The following is a 15,710-nucleotide window of genomic DNA, read 5'->3' as shown; positions in this document are numbered from 1 at the left end:
AGCGGAGTCATCCGGACCGCCGGGACGCCGCCTCACTCGTAAGCGGGGATGCCGGTCAGCTCTTCGCCGAGGACCAGCGTGTGGATGTCGTGAGTGCCCTCGTAGGTGTAGACCGTCTCCATGTTCGCCAGGTGGCGCATCGGCGAGTAATCGGTCGTGATGCCGTTGCCGCCGAGGATCTCCCGCGCGACGCGGGACTGCTCGCGGGCCATCCGGACGTTGTTACGTTTCGCCATCGAGACGTGTTGGGGGCGCATGTCGCCGCGCTCCTTGAGCGCTGCGAGACGGTAGGCGAGCAACTGGGCGAGGGTGATCTGGGTCGCCATCTCGGCGAGTTTGTCCTGCTGGAGCTGGAACCGCGCGATCGGGCCGCCGAACTGTTCCCGATCTTTCGCGTACTGGCGGGCCTCCTCGAAGGCGTCGCGGGCGGCGCCGACGGCGCCCCACGCGATGCCGTAGCGGGCCTGGGTCAGGCAGGACAGCGGTCCCTTCATGCCCGAGACGCCCGGGAGGACGTTCTCCTCGGGGACGCGGACGTCGTTCAGCCCGATCTCGCCCGTGATCGAGGCCCGCAGCGAGAGCTTCTCGGTGATCTTGTTCGTCGAGACGCCGTCGCGGTCGGTCTCGACCAGGAAGCCGCGGACGGGAGCGTTCTCGGCCGAGCGATCGCGCGCCCAGACGACGGCGACGTCGGCGATCGGCGAGTTCGTGATCCAGGTCTTCGAGCCGTTGAGCACGTAGCCGTCGCCGTCCCGAGAAGCGTTCGTCGGTTCTCGGGGATCAGCCGAGGTTTCCTCGGCGGAGTCCCGTTCGGCCCGGGTCTCCATCGCCGACGGGTTCGAGCCGTGCTCGGGTTCGGTGAGTCCGAAACAGCCGACGGCCTCGCCCTCGCCGAGTTTGGGGAGCCACTCCTCCTTTTGGGCCTCGCTGCCGTAGGCGCGGATCGGGTACATGACGAGCGCGCCCTGGACGGAGGCCATCGATCGCAGCCCGGAGTCGCCCGCCTCGAGTTCCTGCATCAGGAGGCCGTAGGCGGTTTCCGAGACGTTCGGCGAGCCGTACCCCTCGAGGTTGGGCGCGTAAAATCCCAGTTCGCCCATCTTCGGGATGAGGTCGGTCGGGAACGTCCCCGCCTCGAAGTGGTCGCCGATATCCGGTTTGACGTGTTCGTCGACGAACTCCCGGGCCGTGTCCCGGATCATCCGCTCTTCCTGGTCGAGATCGGCTTCGAGTCGAACGAAATCCAGCATACCAGAATAGTACGGAAATGGCGCTATAGAGATTGCGGTCTCTCGGCGCGCGGACAGGTCACGATCCGAACGGGACGAGGCGATCCGCGAGGTCGAACGCGTTGGCTCGCAGGACGTGTTGCGTCGCACGATCGCACCCGGGCGTGCGGGAGCCGGCCGGCCGCGGGGCGGAGCGCCTCGGTTCTCCTGAGCCCGTATCGTGTCAACCCATCGCATACTGCCCCGAAAAAGCGTTAACGTTATTGTGGTTCATTCACCTGTGTGAAGCTATGGCAAATCCGAGTGGTGACAGTCACGGGTGCCGAAGTCGACGATCGATCCTCGCGGCGACCGGCGTCGGGACCGCGAGCGCACTGGCCGGCTGTCTCGGCGGGGACAGCAACGGCGAAGGGAGCGACGACGGGAGCGGAGACGGCGGAAGCGGCGAGACGACCGTTCGCATGCGGACGTCGACGGCGAGCACGACGGCGTACGCGGCGAATCAGGGGCTCGCGAGCGCGGTGAACGACGGGACCGACGAGCTCTTCGTCGAGGCGCAGACGAGCCAGGGGACGGAAGCGAATCTCGGCGCGCTCAACGGCGGGGACGCCGAGATGGTCTACATCCAGAACTGGTCCGCGTACGAGGTTCGCGAGGGGGTCGAGCCGTTCGATCAGCTCGACTTCGAGATGACGCAGGTGTTCCACTTCTACGACCTGCCGTGGTTCTTCATCACCGACGACGCCGACCTCGAGACGCTCTCGGACATCGGCGACGGCACCACGGTGTCCCCGACGCCGAGCGGTTCCGGGACGGCGCCCGCCCTCGAACGGGCGCTCGGATACGCGACCGACGGCTACGAGCGCGTGAGTACGGGTTACGGCGAACAGGGGAACGCGATGAACGAGAATCAGCTGGACGTCGGCGTCGGGACCCTCATGAACTTCGCGATCACCCCGAGCTGGCTCCAGGAGATCGCCAGCTCCGTCGACCTGCGCGTCCTCGACGTCGACGACTCGACCGCGCAGGCCTGGGAGGACGACGAGCGGCTGTTGTCGCAGCCGACCGACGTCGGCCAGATAGAAAACGCGACCACGCCCGGAGAGGTTCCCGCGCCGACGTTCTCGTACAACTTCATCTGTCGCGGCGACCTCGAGTACGATACCGTATACACGTTCCTCGAGGCGATGTACGAACAGCGATCGTCGCTGTCCGAGTACCACGGCATCCTGGGAACCTTCGAGGACGACGCGTTCTGGGTGCAGAACGTGTACGAGAACGTGCCGTTCCACCCCGCCGCAGCCGACTTCTACGAGGAGATCGGCGTCTGGAGCGACGACTTCGATCGCGCCGACGAGTAGAAACCGATGTCAGTAGCACGTCGACGTTCGGACCGAAGCCGACCCGTCGCCGCCCTCGAGAGGCTCGTCTCCGCGCTGGGGATCTCCCTGACGCTCTTTACCCTCACCTACGCCGTCTCCCTCGTCTTCGGCTGGCCGTCGTTCCTCGAGCCGATCGTTACGGAGCCGAGGTGGGTGAAGCGAGACGAGTTGTACGTGATCACCTTCTTCGGGATGGGCGTGGCGCTGTACTACCTCGAGTACGCTCGAAGCCGGTACGCGGGTGTGGACGACGAGTTCGCAGCCGCCGGCTCGGCCGCGCGGGAGCGATCGGCGGACGCGTCCGGCGCGCTCGATCGAGCGCGCCGGACGTTCGACCGGCTCGATCCCGTCGTCGCCGTCGCGCTCGCCGTCGCCGCGATCGCGGCGACCGCATACGTCTACGCGAACTTCGGCCGTCTCGAAGACGATGCGTTCATCGTCGGCTACACGACGACGGATCACCTGGTCGGTGCGGTCCTGATCGGGCTGGCGATCGACGCGACCCGCCGGGCGTTCGGAACCGTGATCGCCGTGGTCGCCGCGCTGGCGATCCTGTACGCCCACTCGGCGGTCGGCACCCGATTGTTCGGCGTATTTCGCCACACGGGGATGAGCTGGGAACAGATCGCAGAAAACGGTGCGATCGGGATCAGCGGCGTCTACGACAGCACGCTCATGGGGATCGGGTCGACGTGGGTCGCGATCTTCATCATGTTCGCGGGGATCGCCAAGGCCTACGGTCTGATGGACTTCGTCCGCGAGGTCGGTCAAGAACTCGGGGCGAGTCTGCGGACCGGCGTCGTCCAGATCGCCGTCATCTCGAGCATGATCATGGGATCGATCACCGGCAGCGCGGCGGCCAACACGGCGACGACCGGAAGCTTCACCATCCCGATGATCAAGGATCAGGGCGTCCGCGACGACGTCGCGGCGTCGATCGAGGCGGTCGCCTCCGCGGGCGGCCAAATGCTGCCGCCCGTGATGGGTGTCGCGGCGTTCCTGATGGCCGACATCATCGGCGTGCCGTACGTGACGATCGTCAAGGCGGGCGTGATCCCGGCGGCGCTGTTCTACTTCGGCGTCTGCCTGGCCGTCCACTTCACGGTCCTCAAGTTCGGCTGGACCTCGCGGGACCTCTCGCCGTTCGACTGGCGACTCTTACTCGGCGGCGCCCACTTCGCGGTCCCGATGGGCGTCCTGCTGGTTACGCTCGTCTACCTGCAGTACACGCCCTTCACCGCCGGGCTGTACACGATCGTCGCGATCGTCGCGACGATGTTCGTTCGGAACGTCGTTCTGGTGTTCCTCTGGAATACGGTCGGCGTAAAGATCTGGAACGCTGTCGTCGTAACGGTCTGGAACGCCGCCGGCGTGAAGGTCTGGGACGCAATCGCCGGTGGGACGACCGCGAACGCCGGTTCAGACGCTGGCGACGACCGCAGGGGCCGGGCGAACCTTCTCGACGAGGCCTCGCCGGCGACCGACGTTCACCCGGACGTAGTCGCGACGTGCAAACAAACGATTCGAGGGCTCGAACGGGGCGGCGTCGAGATGGCGCCCCTCGTCGGCGTGCTCGCGGCGATGGGCGTGATCGTCAAACTGCTCGAAGGGACCGGGCTGACCGCCCGGGTCGCGACCGCCGTCATCGGGATGAGCGACGTGACCGTCCTCGGGATCGGCGGCGGACTCCTGCTCGTTCTGTTGCTCGCGATGGCCACCAGCATCCTGTTCGGCCTCGGGATGCCGACGCCCGCGGCGTACATCCTCGTCGCGACCCTCGTCGCGCGCCCGGTCACCGAACTGGGGACGCCGGACATCACGGCCCACATGTTCGTGTTCTACTTCGCGATGCTGTCGGCGATCACGCCGCCGGTCGCGATCTCCGTCGCGATCGGGTCGCGGATCGCGGGTGCGAGCTTCATGCGATCGTGCGTGCAGTCGCTCCGGCTCGGGGCGCCCGGGTTCATCATTCCGTACGCGTTCGTGGCGAACAACAGCCTCATCTACTGGTCGGCGGAGACGCTGGTCGCCTTCCCGCTCGTCCTCGCGGGAACCGTCGGGCTCATCGTCGCCACCGTCGGCTTCGACGGAGCGAGGCCCCTCTCGTACCCCGTTCGCGGGCTCTACGTCCTCGCCGCGCTGTGTGCCATGTTCGGCTCGAGCGTCCACGTCGGAGTGCAGGTATTCGCCGCCGTCGCGATCGTCGCCGTCTTGCTCCACGCCAGGTTCGTCGTCGGCTACGACCGGCCCGTCGACGCCGAGTCCGGCGTCGAGCCGTCGACCGTCGACTGATACCGGGCGGTTTCGACCGCCGCGCCGATCGGTGGCGAAACCGGCTCGTCGGTCGTCGTGCGACGCGATTCGCGAGTAACAATCCTTTTGTGGTCTTCGCACGACGGTCACACGAGACATGACGAACCTCGTGACCGACGTCGCCGAGACCGTCGAGGCGAACCCGGATTCCGCAGCGATCGCCTCGGACGGCGCGGAAGTGAGCTACGCACAGTTCTGGGAGCGAGCGGGCCGGTTCGCCCGGGCGCTCGAGGAGGCGGGGATCGGCGAGGGCGATCGAGTCGGCATCTACCTGCCGAACCTGCCCCAGTTCGTGACGGCCTTCTACGGGACGCTGCGGGCGGGTGCGATCGTCGTGCCGATGAACCCGCAGTACAAGGCCCGCGAGATCGGCCACCTGCTCGGCGACAGCGGCGCGAAGGCGGTCGTCTCCCTCGCGGACAACGTCTCGCAGGTCGCCGCGGTGCTCGACGACACCGACGTCGAGCGGGTGATCAGCGTCGGCGAGCGACGGTCACCGGAGAGGGAGTCCTCATCTCGCGACGAGGACGCCGACGTCGCCGGCGCGATCCCGTTCGAGGCGTTCCTCGCGGACGACGCGCTGCCGATCGTCGATCGAGCGGACGACGACGTCGCGGTCCAGCCCTACACCAGCGGCACGACCGGCACGCCCAAAGGGGTGCTCCTCACGCACCGCAACCTCGCGTGGACGACGCGAGCGAACGCCGCCGTGCCGCCGGGCGGCTTCCGAGCGTCCGATCGGCTGATCGGCACCCTGCCGCTGTTTCACATCTACGGCATGTCGGTCGTGATGAACGGCGCGATGTACAGCGGCGGGACCTACTATCCGGTCCCCGAGTGGGACGCCGCCGCCGTGATGGACCTCCTGGAGGACGAGGGGATCACGATCATGTTCGGCGTCCCGGCGATGTTCAACGACATGATCAACCGGCCCGACGCCGACGGGTACGCGTTCGACTCGCTGCGGTTCGTCAACTCCGGCGGTGCGAGCCTCCCGATCGAGGTCCTCAAGCGGTTCGAGGGGCTGTACGGCGTCCAGCTCAACGAAGGGTACGGCCTGACCGAGACGAGCCCCGTCACCCACGCGAACACGCCGGATGCCCGTCGCAAGGGGAGCATCGGCCGGCCGCTCGACGGCGTCGACGCGAAGGTGGTGGACGAGAATTTCGAGACGGTGCCGCGCGTCGGGGACGGACCGATCGACGAGGAGAGCGTTGCGTCTCTGACGCAACGAGGCGAAGGTAGCGCGGAACGAAGTTCCGCGAACCGTTCGAGCGGGCGAAGCCCGCGAGAAGACGGTGAAACCGCCGAAGCGGCCGACCTCCACGAGATCACGGGCGAACTCGTCGTGTCGGGGCCGAACGTGATGAAGGGCTACTACGGCCTGCCCGACGCGAACGAGGAGGCCTTCACCGAGGAGGGTGGTAGACGCTGGTTCCACACCGGCGACGTCTGCTACTGGGACGAGGACGACTTCTTCTACGTCGTCGATCGCGAGAAGCACATGATCGTCACGGGCGGCTACAACGTCTACCCGCGGGAAGTCGAGGAACTCCTCTTCGAGCACGAGGCCGTCGCCGACGCCGCCGTCGTCGGCGTCCCGGACGAGCGCCGCGGCGAGACGGTCAAGGCGTACGTCGTCCCGACGCTCGACGCGGACGCGACGCCGGACGCGATCAGGGAGTACTGCCTGGCGAACCTGGCGGCGTACAAACACCCCCGCGAGGTCGAGTTCGTCGACGAGCTTCCCCGGACCGCGACCGGCAAGGTCCAGAAGTTCAAGATCCGCGACGAACGGGCGTAGACGACGCGGAGGTGGCGCTGACTCCGACGGCCGACCCGATCGAGTCGGCCGTCGATCGCCTCGAGACGAATAGCGTAGCTTACAAATTTTAACTTTATAGCTATTTTCCACAGCATCGTTGGTCTAATTGGATATATAGTTATCAGTGGTTAGAGAAACCGAAGCTATTTTGTCTCGCGGTTCCCATGGTCCGCTATGGCTTTCAGTCTGTCAGACGAACACCGGGCGATCCGCGACGCCGTCCGCGAGTTCGGCGAGAACGAGATGAAACCGGTCGCCGAGGAGTACGATCGCGAGGGCACGTATCCCGAGGAGATCCGCAAGAAGGCGGCCGAGTACGACTTTGTTGCGCCGACCATTCCGCTGGAGTACGGCGGGGCCGGAATGGACAAACTCTCCTCGACGATCGTCACCGAGGAACTGTGGCGCGCCGATCCCGGGATCGGCTCCGCGGTCGGCAGCGCCGGCTTCGGGACGAACATGATCGTCGAGTTCGGCGACGAGTGGATGAAAGAGGAGTGGCTGCCCAGGATCGCGGGCGGGGAGACGGCATCTTGCTCGATGATCTCCGAGCCCGCACACGGCTCGAACGTCGCCGGCATCGAGACCACGGCGGAGAAAGACGGCGACGAGTACGTGCTCAACGGCGCCAAGATGTGGATCACCAACGGCACCGTCGCCGACATCGGCGTTCTGATGGCCAAGACCAGTCCCGGCGAGGGTCACCGCGGCATCACCGCCTTTCTCGTCCCGATGGACGCCGACGGCGTCAACCGCGAAAAGATCGACAACAAACTTGGCATCCGCGCCTCCGACCTCGCGGAGGTCGTCATCGACGACGTCCACATCCCCGAGGAGAACGTCATCGGCGAACTCGACAGGGGCTTCTACCAGCTGATGGAGTTCTTCGCCTCCGGTCGCACCAGCGTCGCCGCACAGGCCGTCGGCGCCGCCCAGGGTGCACTCGACGCTGCGATCGAGTACGCCACCGAGCGCGAGCAGTTCGGCCAGAAGATTACGGAGTTCCAAGCGATCGAGCACAAACTCGCCGAGATGGCGACCAAAGTCGAGGCCGCCCGATCGCTGACCTACCGCGCCGCGACGCAGGTCGAGCGGGAGAACCAGGACGTCGCCGCGCAGTTCTCGAGCATGGCGAAGCTGTTCGCCAGCGAGGTTTCCGTCGAGGTCGCGGACGAGGGGATCCAGGTCCACGGGGGGTCCGGGTACGTCACGGACTACCCGGCCGAACGGTACTACCGCGACGCCCGCATCACGAAGATCTACGAGGGGACGAGCGAGATTCAGAAGAACATCATCGCCGACCAGCTTCTGTAGGGTCCGGAACCGAGCGCCGCTGGAAACCGTGTCGCGGTCGGTAGCGTTCGGCTTTCGAGCCGAAATGACGGAAATCCTTAAGTAACGGCGGGACAAAGGGGAGCTTGCCCGAGGCGAGTCGGTCGCCCGACCGAAATTCACAGTATCGGGACCGCCGCGACCACCGGTCGCGAAACCACCTACCACCGTTTCTCGGCGTTCGCTCGCGCACCGTCTCGGCCGACGGTAGCGCCGTCGTCGCACCGTCGACGCTACGGGACGCGGAACTCGATCGCGATGCCCTGACCGTAGCCCACGCACATCGTCGCGAGGCCGAGTCCGCCGCCCCGACGTCGCAGTTCGTGGATCAGGGTCACGGGCAGGCGGGCGCCGGAGGCGCCCAGCGGGTGGCCGAGCGCGATCGCGCCGCCGTTGACGTTGAGCCGATCGTCGGCGACGCCGAGTTCGTCCTTGCAGTACAGCGTCTGGCTGGCGAAGGCCTCGTTGAGTTCCACGAGGTCGTAGTCGTCGACGTCGCGGCCGTTGCGCCTCCAGATGCGCCGAACCGCGGGCACCGGACCGATCCCCATCACGGTCGGATCGACGCCGGCGACGTCGTGGTCCTCGATCGCGGCGAGGACCTCGAGGCCGCGCTCCTCGGCGAACGCCCTGCTCGTGAGCAGAACGCCAGCCGCGCCGTCGGAGATCTGGGAGGCGTTCGCGGCGGTGACGGTCCCGTCCTCGCGGAACGCCGGCGGGAGCTCCGCGATCGTCTCCGCCGTCGTGCCGGGGCGGAGCCCCTCGTCCGCCTCGACGAGCCCGTCCGCGGTCTGGATCGGGACGATCTCCGCCTCGAACCTGCCCGCGTCCGTCGCCCGGCAGGCGCGCTGCTGGCTTCGCGCGCCGTACTCGTCCTGGCGTTTCCGCGAGATCTCGAACTGCTCGGCCACGTTCTCGGCCGTCTGACCCATCGCGAGGCCGGCCGCGTCGTATCGCTCCGCGATCCCGTCGTAGGAGCCGATCCCCTTCCGGCGCTCGTTGCGGGACATGTTCTCCACGCCGCCCGCGACGATCGCCTCGCGCTGGCCCGCCCGGATCGCGTCGCTCGCGCTCGCGATCGCCTCCGCCGAGGACGCACAGAGCCGATCGATCGTCGTTCCCGGGACGCCCTCGCCGAGCCCCGAACAGAGCGCGATCACGCGCGCGATGTTGTTGCTCTGTTCGTTCACCTGCTTCGCACACCCCCAGCGAACGTCGTCGACGTCGTCGCCGGAGAGCCCGGTTCGATCGAGCAGCTCGTCGACGAGCGGAACCGAGAGCGCGTCGCTACCGAGTTCGGCGAAGACGCCGCCGCGTTTCCCCTGTGGGGTCCTGACCGCCGAGACGATGACCGGCTGCCGATCGCTCATTGCGAGTGTCGTTCTCGCCCGGAGCGTAAAGTAACTCCGTTCGACGGCTCCGATCCGGAGCGGTCGCGTCGCCCGAACGCGACCGTCGGGACCGCGCGAACGGGCCCCGAAAGGGAACGTTTTTGATCGCGACCGAAGTGTGTACGATCATGCGAATCGCAGTGCTCGGAGCCGGGAGCATGGGACACGGAATCGCCCAGGTGTCCGCGATGGCGGGCCACGACGTCGTCCTGCGGGACATCGAGGACGATCTCGTCGACGACGGGATCGCGGGAATCCGCGAGAACCTGCGGGGTGGCGTCGAACGCGACAAGGTGACCGAAGCCGAGATGGCGGCGACGCTCGACCGGATCGAGGGCACGACCGACCTGGAGGCGGCCGTTGCCGATGCCGACCTCGTGATCGAGGCGGTCCCGGAGGAGATGGATCTGAAGAAGGACGTCTTCTCGGACGTCGAGGACGCGGCTGGCGAGGAGACGGTGATCGCCTCGAACACCTCCTCGCTGTCCGTGACGGAGATGGCCAGCGCGCTCGATCGGCCCGAGCGCGCCGTCGGACTCCACTTCTTCAACCCGCCGCACCTGATGGACCTCGTCGAGATCGTGATCGCCGAGCAGACCGACGATCGAACGGAGGCGTTCGCCGTGGACTACGTCCGCGACGTCGGCAAGGAGGACGTCGTCGTCCGCGACAGCGCCGGGTTCGCCACCTCGCGACTCGGGCTCGCGCTCGGGCTGGAGGCGATCCGGATGGTCGAGGAGGGCGTCGCCAGCCCGGCCGCCATCGACGAGGCGATGACGCTCGGCTACGGCTACCCGATGGGACCGATCGAACTCGGCGATCACGTCGGGCTGGACGTCCGCCTGCACATCGCCGAGCACCTCCGCGAGGAGTTAGGGGAGCGGTTCAAGCCGCCGCAGGCGCTGCGCCGGAAGGTCCGGGCGGGCAAGCTCGGCAAGAAGACCGGCGAGGGGTTCTACGTCTGGGAAGGTGGCGATCGCGTCGCGATGAGCGGCGATTGGGGTGGTGTCGATGAGTGAGCTTCGAGACGAGTACGACCTGCTCTCCGTCGACGTCGGCGAACGTGTCGAGCGGGTCGCGACGATCGCGATCGAGCGGCCCGACGCCCGGAACGCGCTGAACGGACAGGTCCGGACGGAGCTCAAGGACGCCGTCGCGGCCGCGGACGCGGACGACGACGTACGGGTGCTCGTGCTCACCGGCGGCGAGGGGTCGGGCGCGTTCGTCGCCGGAGCGGACGTGACCGAGTTCAGGGACCGCGGACTCGTCGAGCAGCGACGGGCGAGCGAGCGCCCGCGGGTCTACGAGACCGTCGACGACGCGACGATTCCGGTCATCGCCCGCATCAACGGCCACGCGCTCGGGGGCGGCTGCGAACTCGCGCAGGCCTGCGACGTCCGCATCGCCGCGGCGGGCGCGAAACTCGGCCAGCCCGAGATCAACCTCGGACTCATCCCCGGCGGCGGCGGCACGCAGCGGCTCGCCCGCCTCGTCGGCGAGGGGCAGGCGATGCGGCTCATCCTCTCGGGCGAACTCGTCGACGCCGCGGAAGCCAAAGAGATCGGCCTCGTCGACGAGGTCTACGACGAAGACGACCTCGACGACGGCGTCTACGACCTCGCGGCTTCGATGGCCGAGAAGAGCCCGATCGCGCTCGAGTTCGCCAAGAAGGCGGTCAAAGCGGGCTCGCGGATGGGGCTCGAGGAGGGGCTGCAGTACGAGTCCGAACTGTTCGTCCAGCTGTTCGCGACCGCGGACAAGGACGAAGGGATCGACGCGTTCCTCGAGGGTCGCGAGCCGGAGTTTACCGGCGAGTGACCCCGCGCCGAACCGATCGTTCTCCGCCGACTGGGTTCGACCCGCTTGGCCACGACCGTCCGAAATCCGTTCCGGCGATCGCGCTGGCTCGCACCGAAATTACAAAAATAGTTAATGAGTCGAATCCTCTCTCGAAACCGACCGATCTCGATTCGGTCGATCGATCGATCCTGAGTACCGGCCATTCGACCCTCTACACGAACGATTCGAAGGATATTCGGACTGGAATTCGAGGAACGGCTAGCGACTACAGTCCGGTTCGTAGTGGTGAGAAAAACCGGCTTATATCGGATCAAAACCCGGTTTACCTGGAACTCCTCGCGATCAGAACCGAAAAACAGGAAACAGATATATGAAAAACATATTTTATATAAATACATAATCTATGATTGGGATCTGTGGGTCGGGATCGACGATCGAACGCTCGGACCCCGGTCCGAACGAATCGAGGCCCCTGTGACGTATAAGGACGTGAGCGTCGTAGCGGGGATCATGCCGGTGTCCGGATACGATCCCGACGACCTGAACGATACGCTGGAAGCGGCCGTGACGGACGACGAGCTTCGGGAACTGCTGACCGACGACCAGTGGGAACGCTACCAGCGCAAGGACGCCGCCCTGATCGACGTGCTCGACGAGGCGGAGATCGAGCGACTGCTCGACCAGCGGGCGGAATCGACCGAGTGACGCCGCGGGACCGGCGTCCCCGTGCGATCTTCGAGAAAAGATACATATAGCGACGCGGCTTTGCACACGGTATGGGTTTGCCTGACGTCCTCGACGAGCCGCGGGCGATCGATACGCACGCGCACCAGCCGACCAGCGAGTTCCTCCACGACGCCGGCGGGCAGATGATGAAAGACGCAGCCGATCGGTTCGGCGCCGACCTGGAGACCGACACCTACGAGAACATGATCGCCGAGTACCGCGAGGCCGGCGTCGGTCGGGCCGTCCTGCTCGGCTGGGACGCGGAGACGAACACGGGGAATCCGCCGGTACCCAACGACTACGTCGCGGAGGTTCGCGACGAGTACGACGATTTCTTCGTCGGCTTCGGCTCCGTCGACCCGCTCAAGGACGACTGCGTCGAGGAGGCGATCCGCTGCGTCGAGGATCTCGACCTGTCGGGGTTCAAGTTCCAGCAGATCGCCCAGGGGTTCGATCCCTCGGCCCCCGAACACGAGGCGCTGTGGGCGACGATTGAGGACCTCGACGTGCCAGTCGTGTTCCACGGCGGCAACTCCACGCTCGGGGCCTGCTCGCCGGGCGGTCGCGGACTGAAGATCAAGTACGGGAACCCGATGCTGATCGACGACGTGGCCGCCGAACACCCCGACCTCCGGATTCTCATCGCCCACCCGGCCTACCCGTGGGAGAAAGAACAGCTGGCGATCTGCCAGCAGAAGGGCAACGTCTACATGGACCTCTCGGGGTGGATGCCCCGATACATCGACGACCAGGTGCTCCACTACGCGAAGACACTCCTGTCGGACAAGGTTATGTTCGGCACCGACTATCCGATGCTCGAGCCGAAACCGTGGCTCGAACAGTTCGCCGAGCTTGACTTCGACGAGGCGACCCAGCGCAAGGTCCTCTGGGAGACCGCCGAAGAATTCCTCGCCCTGTAGTCGGCGGGGCGATCGGCGATCCCGTCGACGCCGCACCCGATCCACGTTCGAATAGTTCGAACGCGAGCGATCGCCCAAGTAGCAAACCATTACATTCGTACGTGTGTAACGAAATCGGCCCGAGGGCCGTCGTATCCGGCGATTGAGTACGGAGGGTCCGCTCGGTCGCCGATCGATTCGCGACGGGGCCGGAGGCGACCGAGCGGAGATGCACCGACGGCATCCGCGTACCGCCAGGGGATGGCGAGCGTACGCGTCGGTCGCGACGCCTTCGTCAGAGCCGTTCGAACTACTCGAACGATAATCGCCGCGAGGGCCGTCGACTCAGGAGTGGGCCAGGTTGATCTCGACCTCGTTGGTCGCCCCGAGCAGCAGATCGGGGAGTTCCTCGGTCAACAACCCCCCTCGGAGCCGGTTCGCCGGACCGGCGATGCTGATCGCGCCCACGGCGATTCCCGACCGGTCCCTGACCGGCGCGCCGACGGCGTGCACGCCGACGACCGATTCCTCTCGGTTGAACGCGTATCCGCGGTCGCGCACCGTCTCGAGTTGGTCGCGCAGGTCGTCTCGATCGGTGATCGTCTGATCGGTTCGTCCGGGAAGGCCGTACTCGTCCAGAATCTCGTCGATCCGGTCGTCGGGGAGGTGGGCCAGGATGGCCTTTCCCGCCGCGAACTGGTGGAGGGGCGTCCGCTGGCCGATCCTGGCGTGGGTCTTGACGGAGTGGCGGCCCTGCGCCCCGTAGATGTGGACGCCCATCCCGTGCTCCTCGATCACGGCCCAGACCTTCTCGTCCGTCTCTGCGGCCAGCTCGTCCACTTTCGGCTTGATCACCGAGAACGGGGTGTGCTCGTTGCGAACGTGGACGCCGTAGTCGAGGAACCAGGTGCTGATCCGGTAGGAGTCGTCCTCCCGAACGAGCAGCCCCCGCGACTCCAGCGTCTTCACGTGGCGATGGATCGTGCTCTTCGCCAGCCCCAGTTCGTCGGCGATCGCCGTGATGCCGAGCCCGTCGTCCCGCTTGAGCAACTCGATGATGTCGAAGGCCGTGTCGACGGTTTCGACGGGCCTGTGCGCCGAGTCCTGTGTCATACCGCCCGGTTCGTAACCCGTCGGTAAAAATCTTGTTCCCGCTATTCGAACGATCGGCGTATTCGTTCGAATTACTCGAACGACATCGCGGCGCGATCGGAAGAATCGTGGGTTAGCGAATCTGTATCGACGACGAATTCGCGCGAAAAGACGATCGAGAACCAGGGCGAGCGCTCGCGAGAATCCCGGGAGGGACGCGATCGCCGGAACCGGCTCACGTGGTCTGGGAGTACTCCTCGACCCACTCCTGGAGCGTGATGCCCATCGTCGCCTGCGTGATCGCGTTCGACGACGCCGAGTTGGCGCTCTTGACGAGTTCGGCTTCCAGCGTTCGCGTCGGAATCTCGCCGATGAAGTGGGGAATGGCCCGCTGGACGGCGAGCGGGCAGCCGACTTCGTGGGCGAGCGCGTAGCCGGACAGGGAGTGGGGAATCTCCTCGCTGACGTACCGCGGGTCTGTGTCGTCGAGCAACTCGTCGTCGACGTGGTCGGGGTACTCGTAGCACTTGCCGACGTCGTGGAGGAGGCAGGCGGCGACGATCGTGTCGACGTCGGGATCGGCGCCGTGGAACGATCGCTGTTCCTCGGCGGCGTCGAGCGCGATCCGCGCGACGCCGCGGACGTGGTCGACGTTCGTCACCTCGTGGATGTTCCAGGCGTACGGGATGTCCTCGATATCCCGCCAGCCCCCGCGTTCGAGGCCGAGCGTCCACGCCTCCACGACGCGGTCGCGGAGGCCCTCGTCCTCGATGCGCGCCAGTTCCGGAAACGCGTCGCGAACCTGGCGATCGAAATCGCGATCGGACATGGGGATCACTCCTCGGCTTTGACGAGGCGCTCGCGGCCGATAAAGCGGGGCCGCTCCTCGATCGCGAGGAAGTTGTCGACGTCCTCGCGAGCCTCCTTGGCTTTGCCCTTCTCGGGATCGTAGTCGCGCGAGCCCTCGCTGCCGAGCGCGTCGTAGAGCGCGTCGAGCTCTTCGAAGTAAAGTTCGGCGACCCCGTCGAACTCCGCGTTTTCGGGATCGGTCGGGATCACCGTGTTGTACTTCACGACGCCGTCGATCTCGCGGGCGATCGGCGTGTGGTTCGTCTGCCAGTAGTCGACGAACTCCTCGTGGCTCATCCCCGCCCGGCGGACGAGGAAGGCCGAGTGCTTGTACAAGCCGTCGGTGTCGCCGTCGACCTCGTCTTTCTGGACGAGCTCCTCGCCGATGAACCGCGGCCGCTCCTCGATCGCGAGAAAGTTGTCGACGTCCTCGCGGGCCTCCTTGGCTCTGCCCGTCCCGGGATCGTAGTCGCGCGAACCCTCGCTGCCGAGCGCGTCGTAGAGCGCGTCGAGCTCTTCGAAGTAAAGTTCGGCGACCCCGTCGAACTCCGCGTTTTCGGGATCGGTCGGAAGCACCTGCTGGTACCGGACGACGCCGTCGATCTCGCGGGCGATCGGCGTGTGGTTCGTCTGCCAGTAGTCGACGAACTCCTCGTGGCTCATTCCCTCGCGTCTGACCAGTAGGGCGACGTGCTTGTACATCACGGGCCGATTTTCCGCACAGTACAATAAATTATGAGGGTCGCGAGCAAGCGTCCCGATCGAAGCGTCGAGGTCGATCGCCGGCGACCGCAGTAGTTGGTGCTCGGTACCGATGCCCGCGCGTCGCGGGACCGCGCCGCACCGATAGAACGAAGTCACCGGACGGCGAC

Annotated in this window: 13 protein-coding genes; 8 read left to right on the top strand and 5 right to left on the bottom strand. The window is 66.3% G+C overall.

Going from position 1 to position 15,710, the window contains the following annotated elements; all coding sequences use genetic code 11:
* Nucleotides 1-32: 32 nt before the first annotated feature.
* Complete coding sequence (locus MUH00_RS10470) at nt 33-1,250, bottom strand: acyl-CoA dehydrogenase family protein (protein ID WP_246998230.1); 1,218 nt, start codon at nt 1,248-1,250, stop codon at nt 33-35.
* Nucleotides 1,251-1,519: 269 nt separating this feature from the next.
* Between MUH00_RS10470 and MUH00_RS10465 the strand changes: the two genes are divergently transcribed.
* The 4 genes from MUH00_RS10465 (at nt 1,520) to MUH00_RS10450 (ending at nt 8,063) form a co-directional block, all read left to right on the top strand.
* Nucleotides 1,520-2,590 carry a TAXI family TRAP transporter solute-binding subunit gene (locus tag MUH00_RS10465; protein WP_246998228.1) on the top strand — a complete coding sequence of 357 codons (1,071 nt, stop codon included), beginning with the start codon at nt 1,520-1,522 and terminating at the stop codon, nt 2,588-2,590.
* 6 nt (nt 2,591-2,596) lie between these two features.
* A complete protein-coding gene (locus MUH00_RS10460) occupies nt 2,597-4,903 on the top strand; it encodes a TRAP transporter permease (protein WP_246998226.1) in 2,307 nt (768 codons plus the stop codon).
* A 118-nt stretch (nt 4,904-5,021) separates the two neighbouring features.
* Nucleotides 5,022-6,728, top strand: coding sequence for an AMP-binding protein (locus tag MUH00_RS10455; protein WP_246998224.1), 1,707 nt, complete (start codon nt 5,022-5,024; stop codon nt 6,726-6,728).
* A gap of 195 nt (nt 6,729-6,923) precedes the next feature.
* A complete protein-coding gene (locus MUH00_RS10450; RefSeq protein WP_246998217.1) occupies nt 6,924-8,063 on the top strand; it encodes an acyl-CoA dehydrogenase family protein in 1,140 nt (379 codons plus the stop codon).
* 251 nt (nt 8,064-8,314) lie between these two features.
* Here MUH00_RS10450 and MUH00_RS10445 read toward each other — a convergent pair whose 3' ends face one another.
* Entirely contained in the window at nt 8,315-9,451 is a 1,137-nt protein-coding gene (locus MUH00_RS10445; protein ID WP_246998214.1) for a thiolase family protein, read from the bottom strand.
* A 149-nt stretch (nt 9,452-9,600) separates the two neighbouring features.
* Between MUH00_RS10445 and MUH00_RS10440 the strand changes: the two genes are divergently transcribed.
* From MUH00_RS10440 to MUH00_RS10425, 4 genes are all read left to right on the top strand, one after another.
* Nucleotides 9,601-10,491 carry a 3-hydroxyacyl-CoA dehydrogenase family protein gene (locus MUH00_RS10440; protein WP_246998212.1) on the top strand — a complete coding sequence of 297 codons (891 nt, stop codon included), beginning with the start codon at nt 9,601-9,603 and terminating at the stop codon, nt 10,489-10,491.
* A complete protein-coding gene (locus MUH00_RS10435; protein ID WP_246998210.1) occupies nt 10,484-11,290 on the top strand; it encodes an enoyl-CoA hydratase/isomerase family protein in 807 nt (268 codons plus the stop codon). Before MUH00_RS10440 ends, MUH00_RS10435 begins: the two co-directional genes overlap by 8 nt.
* Nucleotides 11,291-11,761: 471 nt before the next feature.
* Nucleotides 11,762-11,977, top strand: coding sequence for a DUF8027 family protein (locus MUH00_RS10430; RefSeq protein ID WP_246998208.1), 216 nt, complete (start codon nt 11,762-11,764; stop codon nt 11,975-11,977).
* Nucleotides 11,978-12,048: 71 nt separating this feature from the next.
* Nucleotides 12,049-12,918: an amidohydrolase family protein gene (locus MUH00_RS10425; protein WP_246998206.1), complete on the top strand. Its 870-nt coding sequence runs from the start codon at nt 12,049-12,051 to the stop codon at nt 12,916-12,918.
* A 324-nt stretch (nt 12,919-13,242) separates the two neighbouring features.
* Here the strand turns inward: MUH00_RS10425 and MUH00_RS10420 are convergent, their stop codons facing one another.
* From MUH00_RS10420 to MUH00_RS10410, 3 genes are all read right to left on the bottom strand, one after another.
* Complete coding sequence (locus MUH00_RS10420) at nt 13,243-14,010, bottom strand: IclR family transcriptional regulator (protein ID WP_246998203.1); 768 nt, start codon at nt 14,008-14,010, stop codon at nt 13,243-13,245.
* A 214-nt stretch (nt 14,011-14,224) separates the two neighbouring features.
* Entirely contained in the window at nt 14,225-14,818 is a 594-nt protein-coding gene (locus tag MUH00_RS10415) for an HD domain-containing protein (protein ID WP_246998201.1), read from the bottom strand.
* Between the two features lie 5 nt (nt 14,819-14,823).
* Nucleotides 14,824-15,540: an EthD domain-containing protein gene (locus tag MUH00_RS10410; RefSeq protein WP_246998199.1), complete on the bottom strand. Its 717-nt coding sequence runs from the start codon at nt 15,538-15,540 to the stop codon at nt 14,824-14,826.
* Nucleotides 15,541-15,710 lie beyond the last annotated feature (170 nt).

The organism is Halosolutus gelatinilyticus (genome assembly GCF_023028105.1).
Lineage (GTDB): Archaea > Halobacteriota > Halobacteria > Halobacteriales > Natrialbaceae > Halosolutus > Halosolutus gelatinilyticus.
This window is presented reverse-complemented; position numbering and strand designations above follow the sequence as displayed.